Annotated in this window: 21 protein-coding genes and 1 riboswitch; of the genes, 4 read left to right on the forward strand and 17 right to left on the reverse strand. The window is 34.5% G+C overall.

Annotated features, from left to right (window positions below; translation table 11 throughout):
- Positions 1–9 precede the first annotated feature (9 nt).
- Positions 10–1344: a TolC family protein gene (locus AAYQ19_RS00725; RefSeq protein WP_343532810.1), complete on the reverse strand. Its 1335-nt coding sequence runs from the start codon at positions 1342–1344 to the stop codon at positions 10–12.
- A gap of 248 nt (positions 1345–1592) precedes the next feature.
- On the opposite strand from AAYQ19_RS00725, the gene AAYQ19_RS00730 reads away from it, so the two are divergent.
- A complete protein-coding gene (locus AAYQ19_RS00730) occupies positions 1593–2666 on the forward strand; it encodes a BamA/TamA family outer membrane protein (protein ID WP_343532812.1) in 1074 nt (357 codons plus the stop codon).
- Between the two features lie 320 nt (positions 2667–2986).
- Here AAYQ19_RS00730 and AAYQ19_RS00735 read toward each other — a convergent pair whose 3' ends face one another.
- The 15 genes from AAYQ19_RS00735 to AAYQ19_RS00805 all read right to left on the reverse strand — a co-directional run bounded on the left by AAYQ19_RS00735 (position 2987) and on the right by AAYQ19_RS00805 (position 17319).
- Positions 2987–4054: a type II asparaginase gene (locus AAYQ19_RS00735; RefSeq protein WP_343532814.1), complete on the reverse strand. Its 1068-nt coding sequence runs from the start codon at positions 4052–4054 to the stop codon at positions 2987–2989.
- 24 nt (positions 4055–4078) lie between these two features.
- Positions 4079–5527 carry an aspartate ammonia-lyase gene (locus AAYQ19_RS00740; protein ID WP_343532816.1) on the reverse strand — a complete coding sequence of 483 codons (1449 nt, stop codon included), beginning with the start codon at positions 5525–5527 and terminating at the stop codon, positions 4079–4081.
- A gap of 40 nt (positions 5528–5567) precedes the next feature.
- Complete coding sequence (locus AAYQ19_RS00745; protein WP_343532819.1) at positions 5568–5789, reverse strand: hypothetical protein; 222 nt, start codon at positions 5787–5789, stop codon at positions 5568–5570.
- Positions 5790–6329: 540 nt separating this feature from the next.
- Positions 6330–6581, reverse strand: a complete 252-nt coding sequence (locus AAYQ19_RS00750) for a hypothetical protein (RefSeq protein WP_343532821.1) — start codon at positions 6579–6581, stop codon at positions 6330–6332.
- Between the two features lie 514 nt (positions 6582–7095).
- On the reverse strand, positions 7096–7908 hold the full coding sequence (gene metQ, locus AAYQ19_RS00755; RefSeq protein ID WP_343532823.1) for a methionine ABC transporter substrate-binding lipoprotein MetQ: 813 nt from the start codon (positions 7906–7908) through the stop codon (positions 7096–7098).
- 40 nt (positions 7909–7948) lie between these two features.
- Positions 7949–8602, reverse strand: a complete 654-nt coding sequence (locus AAYQ19_RS00760; RefSeq protein ID WP_343532825.1) for a methionine ABC transporter permease MetI — start codon at positions 8600–8602, stop codon at positions 7949–7951.
- Positions 8595–9626, reverse strand: coding sequence for a methionine ABC transporter ATP-binding protein MetN (gene metN, locus AAYQ19_RS00765; protein WP_343532827.1), 1032 nt, complete (start codon positions 9624–9626; stop codon positions 8595–8597). Before metN ends, AAYQ19_RS00760 begins: the two co-directional genes overlap by 8 nt.
- Before the next feature lie 491 nt (positions 9627–10117).
- On the reverse strand, positions 10118–11596 hold the full coding sequence (locus AAYQ19_RS00770) for an aminotransferase class V-fold PLP-dependent enzyme (RefSeq protein WP_343532829.1): 1479 nt from the start codon (positions 11594–11596) through the stop codon (positions 10118–10120).
- A gap of 56 nt (positions 11597–11652) precedes the next feature.
- A complete protein-coding gene (locus tag AAYQ19_RS00775) occupies positions 11653–12642 on the reverse strand; it encodes a redoxin domain-containing protein (protein ID WP_343532831.1) in 990 nt (329 codons plus the stop codon).
- Between the two features lie 293 nt (positions 12643–12935).
- Positions 12936–13036: riboswitch (SAM riboswitch) on the reverse strand.
- Positions 13037–13275: 239 nt separating this feature from the next.
- Positions 13276–14361, reverse strand: coding sequence for an NAD(P)H-dependent flavin oxidoreductase (locus AAYQ19_RS00780; RefSeq protein WP_343532833.1), 1086 nt, complete (start codon positions 14359–14361; stop codon positions 13276–13278).
- 16 nt (positions 14362–14377) lie between these two features.
- A complete protein-coding gene (locus tag AAYQ19_RS00785; RefSeq protein WP_343532835.1) occupies positions 14378–14827 on the reverse strand; it encodes a nuclear transport factor 2 family protein in 450 nt (149 codons plus the stop codon).
- Position 14828: 1 nt separating this feature from the next.
- Positions 14829–15563, reverse strand: a complete 735-nt coding sequence (locus AAYQ19_RS00790; protein ID WP_343532838.1) for an SDR family NAD(P)-dependent oxidoreductase — start codon at positions 15561–15563, stop codon at positions 14829–14831.
- A gap of 5 nt (positions 15564–15568) precedes the next feature.
- Positions 15569–15787: a tautomerase family protein gene (locus AAYQ19_RS00795; RefSeq protein WP_133524145.1), complete on the reverse strand. Its 219-nt coding sequence runs from the start codon at positions 15785–15787 to the stop codon at positions 15569–15571.
- Between the two features lie 4 nt (positions 15788–15791).
- The gene (locus AAYQ19_RS00800) at positions 15792–16346 is read right to left on the reverse strand and encodes a YceI family protein (protein WP_343532842.1); all 555 of its coding nucleotides are present in this window, start codon (positions 16344–16346) and stop codon (positions 15792–15794) included.
- 400 nt (positions 16347–16746) lie between these two features.
- Positions 16747–17319 carry a Crp/Fnr family transcriptional regulator gene (locus AAYQ19_RS00805; RefSeq protein WP_343532844.1) on the reverse strand — a complete coding sequence of 191 codons (573 nt, stop codon included), beginning with the start codon at positions 17317–17319 and terminating at the stop codon, positions 16747–16749.
- A gap of 163 nt (positions 17320–17482) precedes the next feature.
- On the opposite strand from AAYQ19_RS00805, the gene AAYQ19_RS00810 reads away from it, so the two are divergent.
- A complete protein-coding gene (locus tag AAYQ19_RS00810; RefSeq protein ID WP_343532847.1) occupies positions 17483–17881 on the forward strand; it encodes a DoxX family protein in 399 nt (132 codons plus the stop codon).
- Between the two features lie 306 nt (positions 17882–18187).
- Positions 18188–19777, forward strand: coding sequence for an ABC-F family ATP-binding cassette domain-containing protein (locus AAYQ19_RS00815; RefSeq protein WP_343532849.1), 1590 nt, complete (start codon positions 18188–18190; stop codon positions 19775–19777).
- Positions 19778–19951: 174 nt separating this feature from the next.
- On the opposite strand, the gene AAYQ19_RS00820 is transcribed toward AAYQ19_RS00815, so the two are convergent.
- Positions 19952–20725, reverse strand: a complete 774-nt coding sequence (locus tag AAYQ19_RS00820) for a LytR/AlgR family response regulator transcription factor (protein WP_343532851.1) — start codon at positions 20723–20725, stop codon at positions 19952–19954.
- On the opposite strand from AAYQ19_RS00820, the gene AAYQ19_RS00825 reads away from it, so the two are divergent.
- Complete coding sequence (locus tag AAYQ19_RS00825) at positions 20712–21074, forward strand: restriction endonuclease (protein ID WP_343532853.1); 363 nt, start codon at positions 20712–20714, stop codon at positions 21072–21074. The genes AAYQ19_RS00820 and AAYQ19_RS00825 overlap by 14 nt on opposite strands.
- The last annotated feature ends 21 nt before the right edge of the window (positions 21075–21095 follow it).

Genomic DNA, 21095 nt, shown 5'->3' on the forward strand with positions numbered 1-21095 from the left:
TTTTTTATATTAAAGTTTCCCCATTGCATATTGCAGAGAATAATATTGAATGATTAAATCTAAATTGGCATTGACTAATGAAATTCTGGAATTGTTGAGTTGCAATTCAGCATCGACTATTTCGCTGATTAAAGCAAAATCATTATCATATCGGCTTTTCACAATTTTATAATTGCTCATTGAAAGTTCAACATCTTTTTTATACGTTTTGATATTTTCTTTGCTTTCAGCATATCTTACATAAGCATTTTTCACTTCTGTACTAATTTGATCTTTTGTCATTTGAAGTGCAGTATTGCTTTTATCAACCTCTAATTTGTCACCTGAAATTCGGTGTTTAAGATTGTAAAAACTAGAAACATCCCAATTCAAGGAAACTCCAGCTGCCCAATAATTCAGAATATTGACATAATTTGGCCATTGTGCTGGATATTCGGTATTTAAAATAAGATTAGCATTTACATTTGGCATAAAACCACTTTTAGTCAAACTCAAAGACGATTCAGACAATTTGATTTTTACCTCGGCACGTTTTATTTCTTCTCTATTTTGAAAAGCTTCTGCCAAACTTTCCTGCAGGTTTATATTTTCTGTCGGAATCATACTTTCTGCAACAACGGGCTTCAAAATGGTATTCGTTGGATAACCAATTAAAACGTCCAAATAATTACTGATCAATTCGATTGTATTGGTACTTCTGAATACCGAAACTTTAAAATTAGATTGTTGCAATTCTGTTCTTAGCAAATCACTTTTTATATTCTGTCCATTTTCTACGCGTGATTTCAATTGTCTGATTCGCAAATCGGTATTAATGATGTTTTGTTTCGTTACTTCAATTTGTCTGTACAACTTTTCAAGTGTGAAATATTGCTCGGTAATAGCATTTTTGACATCCGCTTCGGTCATCTTAACTACAGATTTTTGCATTTCGCTGATAAGTTCCTGTTGATCAATTCGTTTATTGATTGCGCTTCCGTTGTAAATGGGTAACGACGAAATAATATTAGCGAAGGCCTGATGATTGTAATAATCTACAGTAACATTGCTCTCATAAAACCCTTCATAAATTTTAGGATTCCCTATGTAATTATAACCTCCGTTTACGCCTATTCGAGGCATTTTTGCAATTTTTGCCTGATCGATATTTTCATTGGCAATAGCCAAATCAGTATTTGCTATTTTAAGTTGTCGATTGTTTTGGATTCCTAATGTTATGGCTTCTTCAAGCTTAATTGTTTTTGCTGTAGCAAGCGTATCGCGTTGCGCAAAACTCAAATGGGCACAACAGCACATCAAGGCCAAAAACTTTAATTTTAAATCTTTTAGTTGCCAATACCTCATCGAATTCTATAGCTATTAGATTGATTTTTTTTTGGAATTGCTTTTCTTTCCTTTAGTCAAAATCAAACCGTTAAATTTTAACTTTTTTAGGACTTTTTTAAGAAATAAATTTAGATAATTCTTAAAAGGAAAATTTCAAGAACTTGTTCCATTTTATAAAATGAAACATCTTAAATCGTTCTTAAGTTTCATGGAAAACAAATTGGTTTTACTTTTAAATATTATATAATCACCTCATTTCAAACCATATGCAAAAGCCTATTTTTGTTATACTTCTTTCACTTTATTTTTCTGGCGCTTTGGCTCAAGAAAAGACCTCAGATAGCACTAAAACATCACAGTCTAAAAACAAGAATATCGATTTTAATGTAATGCCGTACATCAGCTACAATAGAACATTGGATTTCATGTTTGGAGCCATCCCGATGATGATGTATAAAACAGACAAAACCGACACGATTTCTCCAAAATCTTTGTCTGGAATAACGGCAATTTACACTACGAACAAATCTTATTTTGTATGCTCGTTCAACAAATGGCATTTTAATGAAGACAAATGGCGCGCGCAGCTTTTTGCGATGGCAGGGAATCAAAATGCGCAATTTTTTATGGATGATTTTGATTCTTCTGGATTTTATGATTACGGAACTGAAACCTTTTTGGTAAGCGTGAGTGCTTTGCGGAAAATAGTAAAATCATTTTATGGCGGAATCGGCTATTCTTACGCACATTATGACACTACGTATCAAGACGATATACAGCCAGCCTCTGTGTCGCATACAAATGGCTTACAGACAATTTTGTTATATGATACTCGCGATGCTGTTTATTATCCAACAAAGGGAAGCAAAATAAGAGCAAGATGGATCACTTATCCGGAATGGTTTGGCAATGAAGTAAATGCAAATAAAATTATTTCAGAGTACAATACTTATATTTCTGTTAGAGATAAAAAAGATGTTGTTGCGGCACGTTTTGCAGGCAAATTTGGATTAGGAAACATCTCTTTTGAACAACAAGTCACTATTGGAAACGATGATATTAGAGGCTATTCTGAAGGAAAATATCGTGGAGATGGATTAATGGCCATTCAAGGTGAATATCGTTATAATTTTCATAAAAGAATGGGCGTTGTAGGTTTTGCCGGAGTTGCAACTATTTACGGTTCTGACACTCCTAGTTTTGACTGGAAATTATATCCAGGCGCCGGCGTTGGTTACCGATATAGAGCCTTCAAAAACGAAAAATTTAATGTAGGATTGGATGGTGCTGTTGGTAAAGGTGATTGGGGAGTTTATTTTAGAATTGGGGAAGCTTTTTAGACATTCAGCTTTTAATTCGTTTAATAGCTAAGACAGCGTCATAGGCTTTATTAATCCTCATATAATAAAACCTATTAAGCTATCATTAACTAAACTAAACTAAACCAAAACAAAAAAAATAAACCAATTTTTAACTTATATTATTCTATGCTTAAATTCTATATCAAACCATTTTGATCAAGAATATATTTTTTAGTCTTAGAATTGCTTCGAATTAAATCATTTACAAAAATCCGTCGCTGATAATTCAAAAAATGAGCTGATTTGACCTTTTTTCAAGATCAAATCAAACTCCATTACAATTTTTTTTAATTGGCCTCTTAATAGTCCATGAATATTTTTTGAAGCTCGTCAAGCTTTCTTGGCTTAAGCAAAGCAACCGTTAATAGAATTCTAGATTTTTGCGGATTTAATCCGTAAGATGCGATAAGCCCCAATTCATCATCATTACATTCCACATTTCGGCCAACTAAACCAGTTGCAACGCGAGTGCTTCGTACAACGATAATTCCTTTTTTGCTGGCTCTGGCGCATGCCTCAAGCGATGCTTTATTCATGTTTCCATTTCCAACTCCTGCAATTACGATCCCTTTTGCGCCTCTTTCAATAGAAGCATCAATCAAATCAGGTTTCATGTCAGCATCTGCGTAAATAATATCTACACGAGGAAATGCTGTAACTCCTTTTACATCAAACTCAGAGGTTTTTCCGAATTTTTGGTCAGGATAATGGTAAAAATCATTTACTCCGTAAGCTGTAGTACCAATAAGTCCGCGAATTGGAGACATAAAAGTCTGAACAGCAGTAGTACTTACTTTTGTCAAGGATTGAGCAGAGTGAATCCAATCGTTCATCACCAAAAGTACGCCATGCCCTTTAGCATTTGGATCTGCTGCCACAGCAATTGCGTTATATAAATTCAAAGGTCCGTCAGCACTAATAGCTGTTGAAGGACGCATAGAACCCACAAGTACAACTGGCTTATCTGTTTTGACTACAAGATTCAAAAAATAAGCAGTTTCTTCCATAGTGTCGGTACCGTGTGTGATCACGAAACCGTCTACATCTTTGCTAGAAGCCAATTCATTGATTCTGTTAGCCACTTTCATCATAATATCAAACGACATATCCTGAGATCCAACATTAGCGATTTGTTCCCCTTTAATATCTGCTAATTTCAAAGCATCGGGAACAGCATTTACCATCGCATCAATTGTAACTTGCCCAGAAGTATATCCTGACTGAACGCCACTTTTAGCAGCTCCTGCAATTGTACCACCTGTTGCTAGAATTAAAACTTTAGGTTTTGCTTGTCCAAACATGCTGATGCTTAAAGATAACATCACCAGCAAAATCATTTTATTGTAAAAATTTATATTTAATTTCATGATTATATACGTTTTAGTTTATGGTTATTTTTGGCCTGTTAAACTTGCAGGATCTAAAAGTTTTTTGATTTGATCCTCTGTAAGCAATTTCTTTTCACGAATAAGCTCTAGAATTCCTTTATTAGACGCAAGTGCTTCCTTAGCTAATTCTGTTGTTTTTTCATACCCTAGAACAGGGTTCAATGCAGTTACAATACCTACACTTCTTTCCATGTAATGGTTCAGAATATCTTTGTTTACCGTAATACCTTCAATGCAATTTTTTCTAAACAAAGGGAACGATTTAAAAAACAATCCTTGCGATTCCATCATTGCAATAGCTTCAATAGGTTCATAAGCATTTAACTGCAATAAACCAGAATGTGCCGCAAGCGTTACTGTAAGATCATTACCCATTACTTTAAAACAAAGCTGATTCATAAGCTCTGGCATTACAGGATTAACTTTTCCTGGCATGATTGAAGATCCAGGCTGAAGCGCAGGCAAATTGATTTCGAAAATACCGGTACGAGGACCTGAAGTCAAAATAATAAGGTCACTGCTTATTTTAGACACCGCAACCGCCATACTTTTTAGTGCCGATGAATAAAGCACAAATCCTTGCTGGCTTGTAGTTGCCGCAATTAAATCTTTACTCATGACAATAGGTTTTCCAGTGATTTTTGCTAAATGTGTAGCCACTTTTTCAGCATATCCCGGTGAAGCTGTAATTCCAGTTCCGATAGCCGTAGCTCCCATGTTTTGTTCACATAAAAAGACTTCAACTTTACGCAATGTATTCACTTCGGCATCAAGCTGATTTCCAAAAGCATGAAACTCTTGTCCAACTGTCATTGGAACAGCGTCTTGACCTTCTGTACGTCCCATTTTTAAAACGTCTTTGAACTCATCACCTTTTTTATGAAATGCTTTAGCCAGTAAATCTGCTTCTTTTATAAGTTTGTCGTTATGAAGCAAAAGCGCCACTTTTATTGCAGTTGGATAAACATCATTTGTAGATTGTCCCATGTTTAAGTCGTCATGAGGCTCTATAAATTGATATTCTCCTTTTTTATGACCACTCATTTCCAAGGCAATATTTGCGAGAACTTCGTTAACGTTCATATTTGCTGATGTTCCTGCACCTCCTTGGTACAAATCAACGAGAAACTGGTCGTGGTATTTTCCGTCAATAACAGCCTGACAAGCTTTTTCTATTGCTGCAAGTCTGTCTTTTTTTAGTCGGCCTACGTCAGCATTTGCTCGAGCGGCTGCTAATTTTACCATTGCAAAAGCTCTAACATAATCTGGATAAAACTGTGTCGTCATACCACTTATCTGAAAATTCTCTAATGCACGAGCTGTTTGAACTCCATAATAAGCATTAGACGGAATTTGTTTTTCGCCCAACAAATCCTTTTCAGTTCTGGTTTGGGCTTTTAGAGAGGTAATACATAAACCGCACAGTACTATGTATTTAATTTTTTTTAGCATGTTTTCTATTTTTTTGTTTATTGACAACGTTTTACAGCTATCAACTATTAGTTTTTTCTTTAGAAAAATTCTGAGAAGTTGTATTCAAACTAGTAGATCTAACTAAAGAACACCAGTCTTGTTGTTGATTAAATTTATAACCTACATCGGTCATGACAAATCCGCAGATTTCCATGCTTTTCTTTGCTTCATTATCCTGACCATGTATGAGGTTTATGGTCACAAAGCAAATGGTAATGGCCAGATACCTGATCGTAACCATCCGTAAACACTTTTTTTTCATAATGATTCTAGTTTAAATTGTTTGATTATTTTAGTTAATTAAAACCACATTCTTAATCTGGCGTGTATCTCTCGACAATCTGCAGGGGGATGCCGATCATTTTTGCATAAAAAACTGGCGTATATCAAATGCTCTAAAACTGAAATTATATTATGTAGTACAAATCATCATAAATAATTATTGCTTTTCTTGATGAAAATACTGTATTTCTAAAATATTATGTTAAATCATGATAAAATTACAAAGTAAATCAATTGAGAATTAGATGTTTTTGTTTCATTTTATAATTTGAAACATGAAATAAAAGGATCTTTTTTTGGACAAATAGTCTTGAAAATCCTTATAGAGAAAGGTTTTTAAAGCTTTACCTAAAAACAAAAGAAAAAAAGCACCCTGAAAAAGCTTAAACATTAGTTAAAATAAGTGTGTGAGATTACCATATGCATTAAAAAAAAAATCCCATTTCTTGGAAATGGGATTTTATAAAACTAACCATATAAACCAAAACTAACAAAATATTTATTTTTTATCCCAGCCATTCCTGATAAGATAAATCAAAATTTCTTCCTCTAATTCTTTTGCTAAATTTTCCGCCTCTAACTTATATTGAAAATACATTTCAAATTTCTTCTTATACTTCTCGGTTTTTAGCATATTGGAACAATAGTCATCGCAGATTGCTTTAAAATTATCATCTACCAGATATAAAACTTTAAGCGATTCTAAATATTCTGAGAATTTTAAATTATATAACTCTTTGGGAACAGACATACTATACAATTTATAAAATTAAATGAATCCTTGTTTTTAGTGAGAACAAAATGAAAATCAAAAAAAGCTTGTTCAAAAAGCTACCCAACTATTTTTAATTCGATACACATTTAAATATTTTATAAAGTTAGGCAGGAATAAAACTTAAAATATCTTTTTTTTAACACAACTCTGTTCCATATTATAAAATGAAACCTTTTGATTTTTAACAGCTTAAATTGCATCGTTTGAACAAAAAAGAATTTTATAAGATCATTTTTAACATAAAGTGGCTATTTCTCTGCTACTGATCAGAAATTTTCAATTCGTAAAATTAAAAATCGAACGCTGTTTTTAACTCTTTGTCAAAACTGAAATTTTTAAAAATTGTGTGAATAATTTCCATTCATTATTTTTCCAATCTATTCTCCAAATAGAAAAAACTTGCCCTTTTTAAGTTTATATCAATAAAAAAAGAGAAAAATAAATCAAATAATCTATCTTTCTCTTTAATTATAAAATATGGCTTTTACAATTACCAGCCTTTTACAGCACCTCCTTTGAATTCTTGTTCAGCCGCTTTTTCGACTTCAGGAGATTGAAAAGCCTGCAAAAACTGTTTTACTTTCTCTTCATTTTTATTGTCTTCTCGGCTCACTACCAAATTTACGTATGGAGATTCTTTGTCTTCAACAAATAAAGCATCACGAGAAGGAACTAATCCTGCCGCAGAAGCAAAAGTATTATTGATAATGGCAATAGAAACATTTGCATCATCTAAAGCACGTGGCAATTGAGGCGCTTCTAACTCTAAAATTTTCAAGTTTTTAGGATTGCTAATAATATCTGTTACTTTTGGCAACAAACCTACTCCATCTTTTAATTTCAGCAAGCCATTTTTCTGCAAAAGCAACAACGAGCGTCCTCCATTTGTCGGATCATTCGGAATAATAATGGTGCTTTCATTTTTTAATTCAGAAAGGGTTTTGATTTTTTTTGAATAGGCCGCAATCGGATAAACAAATGTTTTGCCAATAATAGCCAATTTGTAACCTCTTTGCTTCGATTGTTCGTCTAAATAAGGTTTATGCTGAAAAGCATTAGCATCAATATCACCTTGGCTTAAAGCTTCATTCGGAATCACATAATCGTTGAAAGAAACCAATTCAACTTCTAATCCGAATTTTTCTTTCGCTACTTTTTTTGCTGCTTCAGCCACTTTCAATTCCGGTCCCAAAGCAACTCCAACTTTTATAAAATGTGGATCATTATTTTTTGCTTTTCCGCAATTAGACAATATAAGGGCCAAAGCCAAAAACCCAGCAGTTTTTAAAATATTTAATTTCATAATAATTATAAATTGTTAATTATAAATTGTTAATTGATGATTATCTATGATCAAATCGTTTTGATAATTTATCTCCTGTAAATTGAATGATGAATACTAATATTACCAATAAAGCCAAAACCGAATTCATTGTAACGGCATCATAACCAATGTATCCATACTGATAACCAACTTGCCCTAATCCGCCAGCTCCAACTGCTCCACCCATAGCAGAATAGCCTACAAGAGTAATCAATGTAATCGATGCGGCATTTATCAACGATGGCAACGCTTCTGGAAGCAATACTTTATATACAATCTGAAAAGGTGTCGCTCCTAAAGCTCTTGCAGCTTCAATCAATCCAGAAGGAAGACTCAACAAAGAGTTTTCAACTAAACGCGCAATAAACGGCGCCGCGCCAATACTTAATGGAACCAATGCCGCACTAACACCAATAGAAGTTCCAACAATAGCACGTGTAAACGGAATCATCCAAACGATTAGAATGATAAATGGAATAGAACGAAATACATTTACCAAAACCGATAAAATTCTGTTTAAAACGGGTTGTTCCAGTATTTGATTTTTACGCGTCAAGAAAAGCAAAATTCCTGTTGGCAAACCAATTACAAAACCAAAAAATCCCGAGACAAAGGTCATAACAATGGTTTCCCATGTTCCTTTTAATAATAAATCTATAATTGAATCAGACATAACCTATAATTTCTGTTTTTATGTGTTTTGAATTAAAATATTGAATTGCAGCATCATAATTTTCGCGTTTTCCTGAAAGTTCAATCAGCATAACGCCAAAATTAACTTCGCCCGCTTGATCCATTTGTGCACTTACGATTTTGAAATCAGTATCAAAAAGTCTTGAAACTTCTGAAATAACCGGTTCATTAACTGATTTTCCTGTCATTTCTAGTTTCAATAACGGATTCAAATTTCCGTTGTCTTCTTTCTGCAATTTCTCCTGATAAACCGATGGAACTTCAATATGAAGCGAAGACGAAATAAATTCTTTTGTCAATTCATGTTTTGGATCTGCGAAAATTTCGCCTACACTTCCCTGTTCGATCAATTTTCCGTGACTGATTACGGCCACTTCATCACAAATTGATTTTACCACTTCCATTTGATGCGTAATCAATAAAATGGTAATGTTCAAGCGTTTGTTGATGTCTTTCAATAAATTCAAAATAGACCGTGTTGTTGCAGGATCTAGAGCACTTGTAGCTTCATCACACAATAAAACTTTAGGATTGTTTGCCAATGTTCTTGCAATCGCAACTCTCTGTTTTTGCCCGCCCGAAAGACTTGCCGGATAATCGTTTGCTTTTTCAGCTAAACCAACCAATTCCAATAATTCTAAAACGCGGGTTTTAATTTCAGTTTTTGAAGTTCCTGCCAATTCCAGTGGAAATGCAACATTTTCAAAAACAGTTCTAGAAGACAATAAATTGAAATGCTGAAAAATCATTCCGATTTCTCTTCTTTCAATTGCCAATTCGGCGTTTGACAATTGCATCAAAGCTTTTCCATCCACAATGATTTCGCCTGAAGTGGGTCTTTCCAACAAATTCACACAACGGATCAAAGTACTTTTCCCTGCACCTGAAGTTCCAATAACACCAAAAATTTTCCCTGGTGGAACGTGTAACGACACATCAGAAAGAGCAGTAACAATCCTGTCTTTCTGGTGAAAAGTTTTGGTTACATTTTTTAATTCAATCATTTTATAATCAAGGTTAAAAACAAAAAGCCTTTCAACGGTTCATGAAAGGCTTTTTCGAAATAAATAATATCATTTTATAGAGAAGCCAGCTCAATGAATTGCATTACAACATTACAGCACATCATGTTGCTGTTGTAATAATTCTTCATATTGCGGTTATTTTTCTTCATTTCGGTTGCAAATTTAAACACTAATTTCCAATTTTAATACAAAAAACACAAAAACTTTTATTACCCTATCAAAATAATAGATTAATTTGATTTCTTCAAAACTATCAGCACGAAACCCATCTGATTTTTTCATAATACTATGTATTAAGATTTCACGCAGATTTTACAGATTTCAGCAGATTCAAATAGATTTTTTACTAAACCTGAAAGAAAATAAATTTTGCATTTTGAGTTAAAAAACAAATCTGTGCTAATCTGCTTAAATCAACAAAAATCTGCGTGAAACATTCTTTAAATCAAAATCGAAACAGGATCAAATTTCTAATCTAAAACAAACCATTCATTCACTTCTCGAGCAATTGTATCTTGAATTCTAGGATTTTCAAATTCATTTGTTGCTGCATTATATTCATAATCTTTTTGCCATTTTTTGTAATTGGAAGCCACTTGATGAATCGCATTGCAAACAAACAGCAGTTCATCATTTGTCATTATCGGATGAAGCGACAAACGAACCCAACCCGGCTTATTGGTTTGGTTTTTCTGAAGCAACTCATTTGTAATGGCTTTTGATCGCTTTTCGTCGATATTAAAAAGATAGTGCGCATACGTACTCGCGCACGACCAGCCACCGCGAACCTGAATTCCGAAACGGTCATTTAAAAGCCTCACAATCAAATTATAGTGAATATCTTCAATCACAAACGAAACACAGCCTATTCGTTTGCTTTTTAAATCGCCCAAAATAGACAATCCTTGTATTTTTTGAAGTCTCGAAAAACAGATATCCAATAATTCTTTTTCTCTTTTGGCGATGTTTTCGACTCCCATTTTTTCTTTTAGCTCCAAAGCTAAAGCCGTTCGAATAACTTGCAAAAATCCCGGAGTTCCGCCATCTTCCTTTACTTCTATCGCATCACTGTAGCAATACTTCCCTAGCGGATTCGTCCATTTTACATTTCCTCCTCCTGGATTATCAGGAAAATCAGATTTATAAAGTTGTTCATTAAAAACCAAAATTCCAGAAGTTCCTGGACCTCCCAAAAATTTATGTGGCGAAAAGAAAATAGCATCTAAATGTTGTTCTGGATCTTTTGGATGCATATCAATCTTTACATAAGGCGCCGAAGCTGCAAAATCTACAAAGCATAATCCGCCGTTTTGATGCATTATTTTAGCCAATTCGTGATAAGGCGTTATAATTCCAGTAACGTTAGAACAAGCGGTAAACGAACCAATTTTCAAACTTCTATCAGAATATTTTTTTATTTCTTCTAAAAGGATTTTAGGATCAACCAAATTGTTTTCGTCTGGAGGCAAAATCACAACATCCGCATTCGTTTCGTACCATGAAACCTGATTCGAATGATGCTCCATGTGCGTAATAAAAACGACAGGTTTGTCTGCTTCATTTTCAGAATTATTTCTCAACTTCATAATACGCTGCAGTTTGGACAAAGCAGCAGTCATGCCACTTCCAGTTGCTACCAAAACATCTGAATCATGAGCATTTACTGCTTTTTTAATAATCTCTCGAGCGCGCTGATATGCAAAAGTGGAAGCTTTTCCTGTTTGACTTGAAAGCGAATGCGTATTGGCAATCATCGGACCAACTTTATTGAGCATAATATCTTCAATCGGGACGTATAATCTTCCGCTGGCAACCCAATCTGCATAAATCAGATTCTGTTCTCCGTAAACCGATTCGAAAGTATGTTCAACTCCTAGTGTGTTTTCTCTAAATTTAGAAAAGTAACATTCAGGCTCTGTTGGTTTTGTTGTTGGCTCAATAGCATTCATTTCCTTGTCATTTTTTAATTAACGATTGTATTCTTAATTTCAATTCTTTTAGATGATCAGATTTTATTTTCCAAAAGCTTTTTTAATGTCGCTTGCAATTCTTCTCCATGCAGGTTTTTAGCAACGATAATTCCTTTTGAATCCACTAAATAATTTCCTGGAATTGCACGTACACCGTATAATTTAGCAACGGCACTATTCCAAAAAAGCAAATCAGAAACGTGTGTCCAGGTTAAATTATCATCCTGAATTCCCTTAACCCAGTTTTCTTTCTTTTTATCCAATGAAATTCCAATAATATTGAATCCTTTATCATGAAATTCCTTATACGCCGCCACAATATTTGGATTTTCTCTTCGGCAAGGTCCACACCAAGAAGCCCAAAAATCAACTAGTGTATAGCCTTTCAAATTTTCATAAAGACGAACTGGCTTTCCTTCTGGATTATTGGCAGTAAAATCAGGAGCTTTTTTTCCAACTGCTAGTCCATCCAACACAACAGCAAGATCTTTTAGTTCTTTCACATAAGAAGTCGTGTGAAGGCTTTTATCCAATAAAGCAATGTTTTGTGTGATTTGTTCTGGAGTCAATCGATATGACCAGTTTCTGTACAAAACATAAGCTGCAACTATAGATTTAGGGTTTGACGTAATGAATTTGCTGATTTCTATATCGTTGCTCTTTTTGTACGTTTCAAATAAATCTTGAGAAGCTGAACCTGTTACAACTGAAGTAGAATAATATTTCTTCGGACTCAATTTTACCGTAATAGGCTCTTTTTCAAGAAAAACATACAATGGAGAACTGGCAGTATTCACGCTTAATCCGTATAATTCTGGGGTTTTAACTTTGGTTTTAAAACTGAAATTCCCATCTTTCACTTTTGCCGAATCAATTGTGGTAAACATCTTATTGTGAAATTTTTGCAGATATACATATTGCGCAACCGTATCAACAACAGTTCCTTTTAATTGCAAATTGTTTTCTTGTGCCTGAGTTTGGACGATTCCAAAGCAGAACGCTAAGCCTAATAGTATTTTTTTCATGGTAATTTAATTTTTAGTGATTAATATGTTTTGTTTTTAAATGTGATTTTTTACTTAAAATTGGGCAATAGAATTCTCCTAGACTTTATTTCAAAGTCCTTTTTATATAATTTTAAAGAATTGAAAAAGAAGAAAATCTAACGTGGTCGCATTCGGAAAACCATAACGTTATTTTCTGGAAAGAATAAATTCAAACGATCTGAATAAGTTCGAGAAGCAACTGACTTGGTTTTCATTTTTGAAAAAATAAATTTTAATATTGATGACCTTACTCAGATTCACTTTGGAAATCTTCCTTATCTGTCCCGCAAGGCGGGAAGGATTTAGCACCTTATTTAGCAACAGGTTGCTAAGACATCATTGGGCCTACTCCCTCAGTCTTTCTGGATAAGTATCATTGCAGATGTTTTCTGCGTTACAAATATATATTAATTCTACCGAATTAGTATAGTTTTAAATTGATTTTTTTGAATTATTTTTTAAAGAATGAAATAACCATCTTAAAAACAACATTTTAAAAACCTTTAAATGTTTGTTTTTTAAGATTAAAACTTACTAGGAACCCACAAAAAAAACTCATTTCGATACTGAAATGAGTTCTACTTAATCTTCAAGAATAGCATTATTAAGTAATTATTTCTTCAATTCGTCAAAATACGTTGTAGTTTCTTCAATTAAAGAATGCATCAACTCCCCTGCTCTTCTATGCTTTAAAATTGGCGAAATTTGGCCTCCCCAAAAAAGTATCATATCCCATTTTTTTTGTTCTAAAGTCGCTTTTCGTAAATGAGACATAAAAGTAGTTTGTAATGGAAATGGCAACACTGATGCTTCTTTTCCTAAAATTTCTTTTGCAATTCGGCTTGAAATACCACGCCCTAGCCTTCCAGTATAAGCGCGCGATAAAGTGGTGTATTTTGATCCTTCTGAAAATAACATTTCTCTATGGATCGGCAATGCGTTTGATTCTTCAGTGGCTAAAAATGCAGTTCCGATCTGAACGGCGCTCGCTCCTAAAGCTAATGCTCCGGCAATTCCCTTGCCATTTGCAATTCCTCCTGCTGCAATAACCGGAACCTTTACTTTTTCTCTGATTAATTGCAATAAAACAAAAGTTCCCGTTACTGATGATTCGGCAGAAGCCAAAAAAGAAGGCCGGTGCCCGCCCGCTTCAAATCCAGAAGCGATAATCATATCAACACCTGAATTTTCTAAATAAATAGCTTCATCTAAAGTTGTTGCCGCACCAACGGTTACAATTCCAAGTTTCTTGCATTGTTCCAAAACATCCGGAGAAAGTGTTCCAAACATAAAACTGAAAACTTTCGGACGAATATCTAGAAGCACTTGCAATTGATTTTCAAATCGGGATTGAAACGGCGCTGGTTTTTCTGGCAACGGAATTCCCGCTTCATCAAAATAAGGCTTGAATAGCTCTTTTGCTTTATCATATTGTCCATCTGTAATTCCGTTTGGATCCATATCCGAATCCGAAACCCAAAGATTTAAGTTATACGGTTTGCTGGTTAAGGCTTTTATTTGTTTATCTGCTTCATAAATTTCCTGCGGACTCATCGTATATGCGCCATAACCGCCCAAACCGCCAGCATTAGAAACTGCCGCGGTTAGTTCTGGTGTTGAAAGATTTCCGCCAAATGGCCCTTGCAAAATCGGGTACTGAATTCCTAACAATTCCGATGCTTTTGTATTGTACCACATCACTTAAAATTTAAAATTATTCACTTAAGTCAGTCAACATTTTGTTGACGATAAGCCATTTTCCATTTACTTTATGGAAAGATAAAAAATCCCGATAATTAAAATCGTACATTTTCAGACTAACTTCTGCAATGGCGATTGAATTTACGACTTTTATATTTAATACTTCGCCTTTAAAAGGTTTTCCTGAATCTTTCGGACTTTGTCTGTTTTTCACTCCATCTAAGTAAAGATCAGCAGTTTTAAAATAAGGTTGCCCTTTCACATCTCCAAAAATAAAGCTTCCCGGATAAAATATACTTCCCAAAAGCATCACATCGCCTTCGTAAATTCCTTTAAAATAATAATTCTCAACTGCATCTTTAATAGCAGCAATTTCGGCTTGATTTTCCATTTTAATTGTATTTTGAGCTTTTATGCCCTGAAAAGTCCAGAGCATAAAAGCAATTAATAAAATAGGTTTCATTTTAATTTAAGTTGTGTCCTGCTCCTTTTCCACCGTCAACATTGATGATTGTGCCGGTAATGAAATTGCTTTTAGCAACAGTATAAACCATTTCGGCAACATCGTCAATTTCTCCAACTCGGTTTAGTAAATGCAGACCTCCGTTTGCGTCAACTTTATCACCGTGCATTGGCGTTCTGATTACGCCAGGAGCGACAGTGTTTACGCGAATATTTTGTTTCCCAAATTCAGCCGCCAATTGAATTGTAAGTGCATGAATTGCGCCTTTGCTCGAAACTGGTGCTGAAGCCGGCCATCCGCCCAAACCGTGATTTACCAAGGGTGTCCCAATATTGATGACAACACCATCTTTTTGTTCCAACATTTGAGGAATTACTGCTTGCGTGGTGAAATAGGTTCCTTTTAAATTGGTTGTCAAAAACTTATCCAAATACGTTTCATCAACTTCTAAAAATGGCTTGCTATCAAAAATTCCAGCATTATTAACCAAAACATCTGCCGAACCAAATTTTTCAATTGCTAATTTAACTAATTGTTTTCCTGTTTCTTTATTGCTTACATCACCAGCAAACATTGCTAGATTACTTCCTCCTCCAAATTCATTAAATGTATTTTCTAGCGCACTTGGAGTCAATGAATTAATAACAACATTATCTCCTCTGTCCAAAAAGTATTTTGCGATTCCTTTTCCAATTCCAGAAGCAGCTCCTGTAACGATTATAGTTTGTTTTTTCATGGTATTTATTTTTTATCGGCTGTAATGCCTTTTTCTCTTAATACTGATACTTGTTCTCCTGCATAACCCCAATCGTCCAACTCAACTTCTTGAATCACAATATGGGTCAAATGCGGATCTTTATTCAAAACCTCGGTAATCAAATTGGTGATACCGCTGATTAATTGCTGTTTTTGCTCACGTGTTACGCCTTCGCGAGTCAATTCTAATTTTACGTAAGGCATGTCTTTAGTTTTTAGATTGTTCTGAAAATATGGCTTCGGCAGTGATATTGAAATCCAACTTAAAGTCATTGTAAATCAAAGTGTCGCCCAAATCTTTGAAAAAATTTCCTGAACGGAATTTAATATCATATTTGGTACGATCAATAAGCAGTTTTCCGCTAAGCGAAATTGCATTTCTGCCATTTTCTATTTTGGCGTCAAAACCGACTAAATGCGTAATGTCTTTAATGGTAAGATTTCCTTCTAAGTGATAAACTCCATTTCCAGTTTCTTTTACACTAAGAATGTCAAAAGATGCTGTAGGGAATTTTTCGATTGAGAAAAAATCATCTGAAGCCAAATGTCCAGCAAATTGTGCATTTGCATCTGGATCTGTAATGTCTAAAATTTTTATTTTGGAAGTATTGATGACAACATTTCCTCCTTTTATTTTTCCATCATTCAAGATGAAATTACCTTCTTTGATACCAATTGTACCATTATGCGCACCGGTTACTTTTCTTCCGGTCCATTCTACGTTGCTGTTTGAACTTACGATTTTATAATTTGTTGTTTCCATTTTTATTGTATTTAAAAGTACAATACAAAGGAACGGCGGTTATCAAAATTGGTTACGTGACCTAGATCACTTTTTGAGGGACAAAGAGACAGAGGGACAAAGTTGCAAAGGTTTATTTTGCACACGCATAAAGGCTTTTGTTTCACGCTCCCGATAGCTATCGGGATAGCAGATTTAAGCTGATATTCACAGATTTTTTATGTCAAATGCTGCATAATTTTTAAGCTCTCGCAGATTTTGCAGATTGAACAGATTCATATTGTGTCGCATAATTTTGGTTTCACGCCGATTTAGGCAGATAAAAAATAATCAGCTTAAATCAGCAATCCCGATAGCTATCGGGAGCGTGAAACAAACTATCTAAATCAGTTTAATCCCTCAAATCCGTGGGCAAAAAAGATTATGAATTATAAAGTCGGCTTAAGGTTTCTCTGGAAACGCCTAAATAAGCGGCAATTAAATGTTTTGGGACAAGATTATACAACTGCGGATATAACGCCAAAAGCTCTTCGTAACGCACTTTGACATTATTATTCATAAACGATAAAAGCCTTTTTTGGGAAGCGATATATCCTTTATTCGTTCGCCAACGGAAGAAATGTTCCACTTGATGAAATTCTTTGCAGAGTTTTTCACGGTCTTCGTTTGAGAGACAAAGTACCTCGGCATCTGTAATACAATCCACATTTATGGTCGCTTCAGTTTGATTGTACAACGCACTATAATCTGATGCCCACCAAGTTGGCATTGCAAACTGCAGTATATACATTTTGATTTCATCATTGATGAAAAAAGACTTTAAACAGCCTGAAATCACAAAATATTCGCAGTTCACTTTATCGCCCGCGCTAATAATGGTTTGCCCTTTTTTGAAAGACAAAGGTTTGAAATGAGAATAGAAATAATCAAATTCCTCGTCTGTCAATACAGCGGTCTTGGCGATATGTTGTTGCAAAATGGCTTTGGCTTCCATCGTTTAGTTTCGGTTTTTAAGTCTACTGTAAAGTTATAAAATCGGCTGAACTTTCAGAATGTCTATTTGAGAAATCAAATTGTCCGTTTCACCTAAAATCTGATATGTTTTCTGCTGTATCTGACGCAATTTTGTCCTGTTTAACAACTTAAAAATTAAAATCATGAACACAAAAACAACAAAAATTATTTACTGGACAGGAATCATTTTAACTTCTTTATGGTTTGGTGCCAGCGGGTTTTTCGAACTAACATCTAACCCAATTGTTTGGGGAATAACACAACAATTGGGCTACCCAGCACATTTCATTTACATTTTGGGCGTATTTAAAGTTTCTGGCGTAATCACTTTATTGATTCCGAACAAATTATTGCGATTGAAAGAATGGGTATTTGCTGGAGTTTTCTTTGACATCATCTTTGCTTTCTTTTCAAAATTGGCAGTTTTAGGCTTCCCAGCAACCATCGATGCCATTATTGCTTTTACGATGGTAAGCGTAACTTATGCTATGTTTAGACAATTATATGCCGCTAATTATTCTAAAAACATGATTGTAGGCTAATTTTTAAATGGGCCACGGATAAAACAGATTGTACTGATTATCACGGATTTTTATTTAAATATCTAAAGCATGTTTTCAAGATTAATTTCAGCGAAAATCCGTTCGATCTGTTTCATCTGTGGTCTATTATTTAAAATGCGCCCAGGCCGCAGCTTTAAAAGTCGTTTTTGATTTTTAAAACATTTCTTATCTTTGCACTTTCAAACGAACGCTTCAAGTAAATGTGAATAAATAATTTCTTTCAGATATAGAGACAGCAAGCCAGACTTTGGTTTTGCTCATTTATTAATGCTTAAGAAAGAAATTATGATCATTCTTCAAAACATTTCATATACACATTCTAATACAGAATTGCTGTTCAACAACGTCAGTTTAACAGTAAATACAGGCGATAAAATTGCCTTAACAGGACATAATGGTTCTGGAAAATCAACTTTGCTTAAAATTATTGCAAAAGAATTATTTCCGTCAAGCGGAACAATCGAAATGGAGTCGGAACCGTATTATATTCCGCAGATTTTCGGGCAATACAATCATTTGACAATTGCTGAAGCGTTGCAAATTGGGCCAAAACTTACTGCTTTTAGAGAGATTCTAGAAGGAAATGTTAGCGAAGCCAATTTAAATACACTCAACGACGACTGGACGATTGAAGATCGATGCAACGAAGCTTTAAAATACTGGCATTTAACTGATTTAGATTTGAATCAAAAAATGCAGTTTTTGAGCGGAGGCCAGAAAACAAAAGTCTTTCTTGCTGGAATTATAATTCATCAGCTGAAACTTATTTTATTGGACGAACCCAGTAATCATCTTGATGTTGAAGGAAGAAATCTGTTGTATCAATTCATCAAAGATTCGTCCTTAACGATGCTGATTGTAAGCCATGATCGCAAATTGCTGAATTTGCTCGACACAACCTGCGAGTTAAAGTCAAACGGAATCAAAACGTACGGCGGAAACTATGATTTTTATTTGGAACAAAAGAATGTCGAAAAGAATGCATTAGCGCAGGATATTCATTCGAAAGAAAAAGCACTTCAAAAAGCAAAAGAAAAACAACGAGAAACGATTGAAAGACAACAAAAATCAGATGCGAAAGGCAAAAAGAAACAGGAAAAAGCTGGAGTTGCCCGCATTATGATGAATACTTTGAAAAATAAGGCCGAAAACAGCACTTCGAAAACCAAAAGTGTTCATGCGGAAAAAATTGGTGGCATTGCACAAGAATTAAGGGAATTGCGCGATAATGTTTCCAGTTTGGACAAAATGAAATTCGGATTAGATAATTCACGCCTGCACAAAGGAAAAGTAATGTTTACCGCCGAATCACTGAATTACAGCTACAGCGAAGAAAAACTCTGGAAAACCGATTTGAATTTTCAGATTCTTTCAGGCGAACGAATCGCTTTAAAAGGAAATAACGGATCTGGTAAAACCACGTTAATTAAGCTACTTTTAAACGAATTACAGCCAAAAACAGGAACTCTTAAGGTTGCAGACTGCGAAAGCGTTTATATCGACCAGGATTATTCGCTAATAAGAAATTCTTTGACAGTTTACGAGCAAGCGCAACAAAACAATACTTCAGGTTTAGAAGAACACGATGTCAAAATGCGATTAAACCGTTTCCTTTTTGGACAATCGGATTGGGATAAACCTTGCCTTTATTTAAGCGGAGGAGAAAGAATGCGCTTAATGCTCTGCGGTTTGACAATAAAAAATCAAGCGCCAGATTTAATCATTTTAGACGAACCAACAAACAATCTTGACATTCAAAATATCGAAATTCTGACTGCCGCTTTGAATGAATATCAAGGTACTTTGATTGTGGTTTCGCACGATGAAATATTTCTTAAAGAAATAAATATAAACAGCTATATTAGTTTACTTTAAAAACAATTATATAAACAAAAACTTAAAATATAACGCAACGTGTTTTTAACCGCAAAGTTCGCAAAGCTTTAAAACATATAGCTTTGCGAACTTTGCGGTTATATTCAGTCTTGAATGTAAAAAAATCTTAGCTCCCGATAGCTATCGGGATTGCGGTTAAATCACCCAAATTTATTATCGGTTTTCCAGCCAGCTTAAAAAAGCCGTTGCCTTCTCTTTTCCAACCAATAACTTTTCTTCTGTCGGAATTGTTAGTTTGATGATCAGCTTACGCGAAAAGTAATGCTCTGCTTCTCTAATTGCAGAAAAATTGACCAAATATTGTCGGTTCATTCTGAAAAACTGAATCGGTGACAATAACTTATGAACCTCGTCTAGCGATTGCGTAAGCTGATATTCATTTTTATCAAAAGTCATAATCGTAGGCGTTTCATTTTTGATAAAGAAAAACGCAATGTTCTCGGTTTGAATCGTTTGATATTTATTGTTTTTAAAAACCAAGAAACTGCTTTTACCCGTGTTTTCCCCAGTTCTCGTTAAAAGATAATCGAAATCGGGCATCATTTTTTTATTTCTTTGGAAGAAATTCTTCAATTCGCCTGCTTTTTTAATGGCTTGCGAAATGCTATCTCTTGAAAAAGGCTTCAAGACATAATCGATTCCGTTAGATTTGAAAGCTTCAATAGCATAATCATCAAAAGCAGTACAGAAAATAACCGGAGACAAGACCTCAACGTTTTTAAAAATCTCAAAACAAAGTCCGTCCGCCAGCTGAATATCCATAAAAATCAAGTCCGGCTGATCGTTTTCCATCAAATAAGTCACAGCGCCATCAATACTCTGAATGTACGATAAAATCTTGGCATCCGGCCTGATACTCAAAATAAGCTGACCAAGTGCTTTGGCCGTTTTTACTTCATCCTCAATTACTGGTTTGGTAACTGGCACCAGTGGCGATAATGGTATAGATGGAGTAATAATGCAAGATGTATTAGGTCTCGAATCTGTCGGTATTCAAGCAAAAAGATTTAAAGAAGGAAATGTAGGCTCACCAGATATTAGAAATTTCATAGGTTCTTTAGCAGTTAAAGGATTTAATAAAGGGGTGTTTTTAACAACTTCTTCTTTCTCACCAGAAGCTATAAAGACTGCGTTGGAAAGCAAACAGCATAAAATAATCCTTATAGATGGCAAAAAATTAGCTAATCTAGCAATAGAATTTAATGTAGGCGTTCAAGTAGAAGAAACTATTCTACTAAAACGAATTGATATGGATTTCTTTGATGAAATAAATTAAAATAAAAAAATCAGGCCCGGC

The organism is Flavobacterium mesophilum (assembly GCF_039581405.1).
GTDB lineage: Bacteria > Bacteroidota > Bacteroidia > Flavobacteriales > Flavobacteriaceae > Flavobacterium.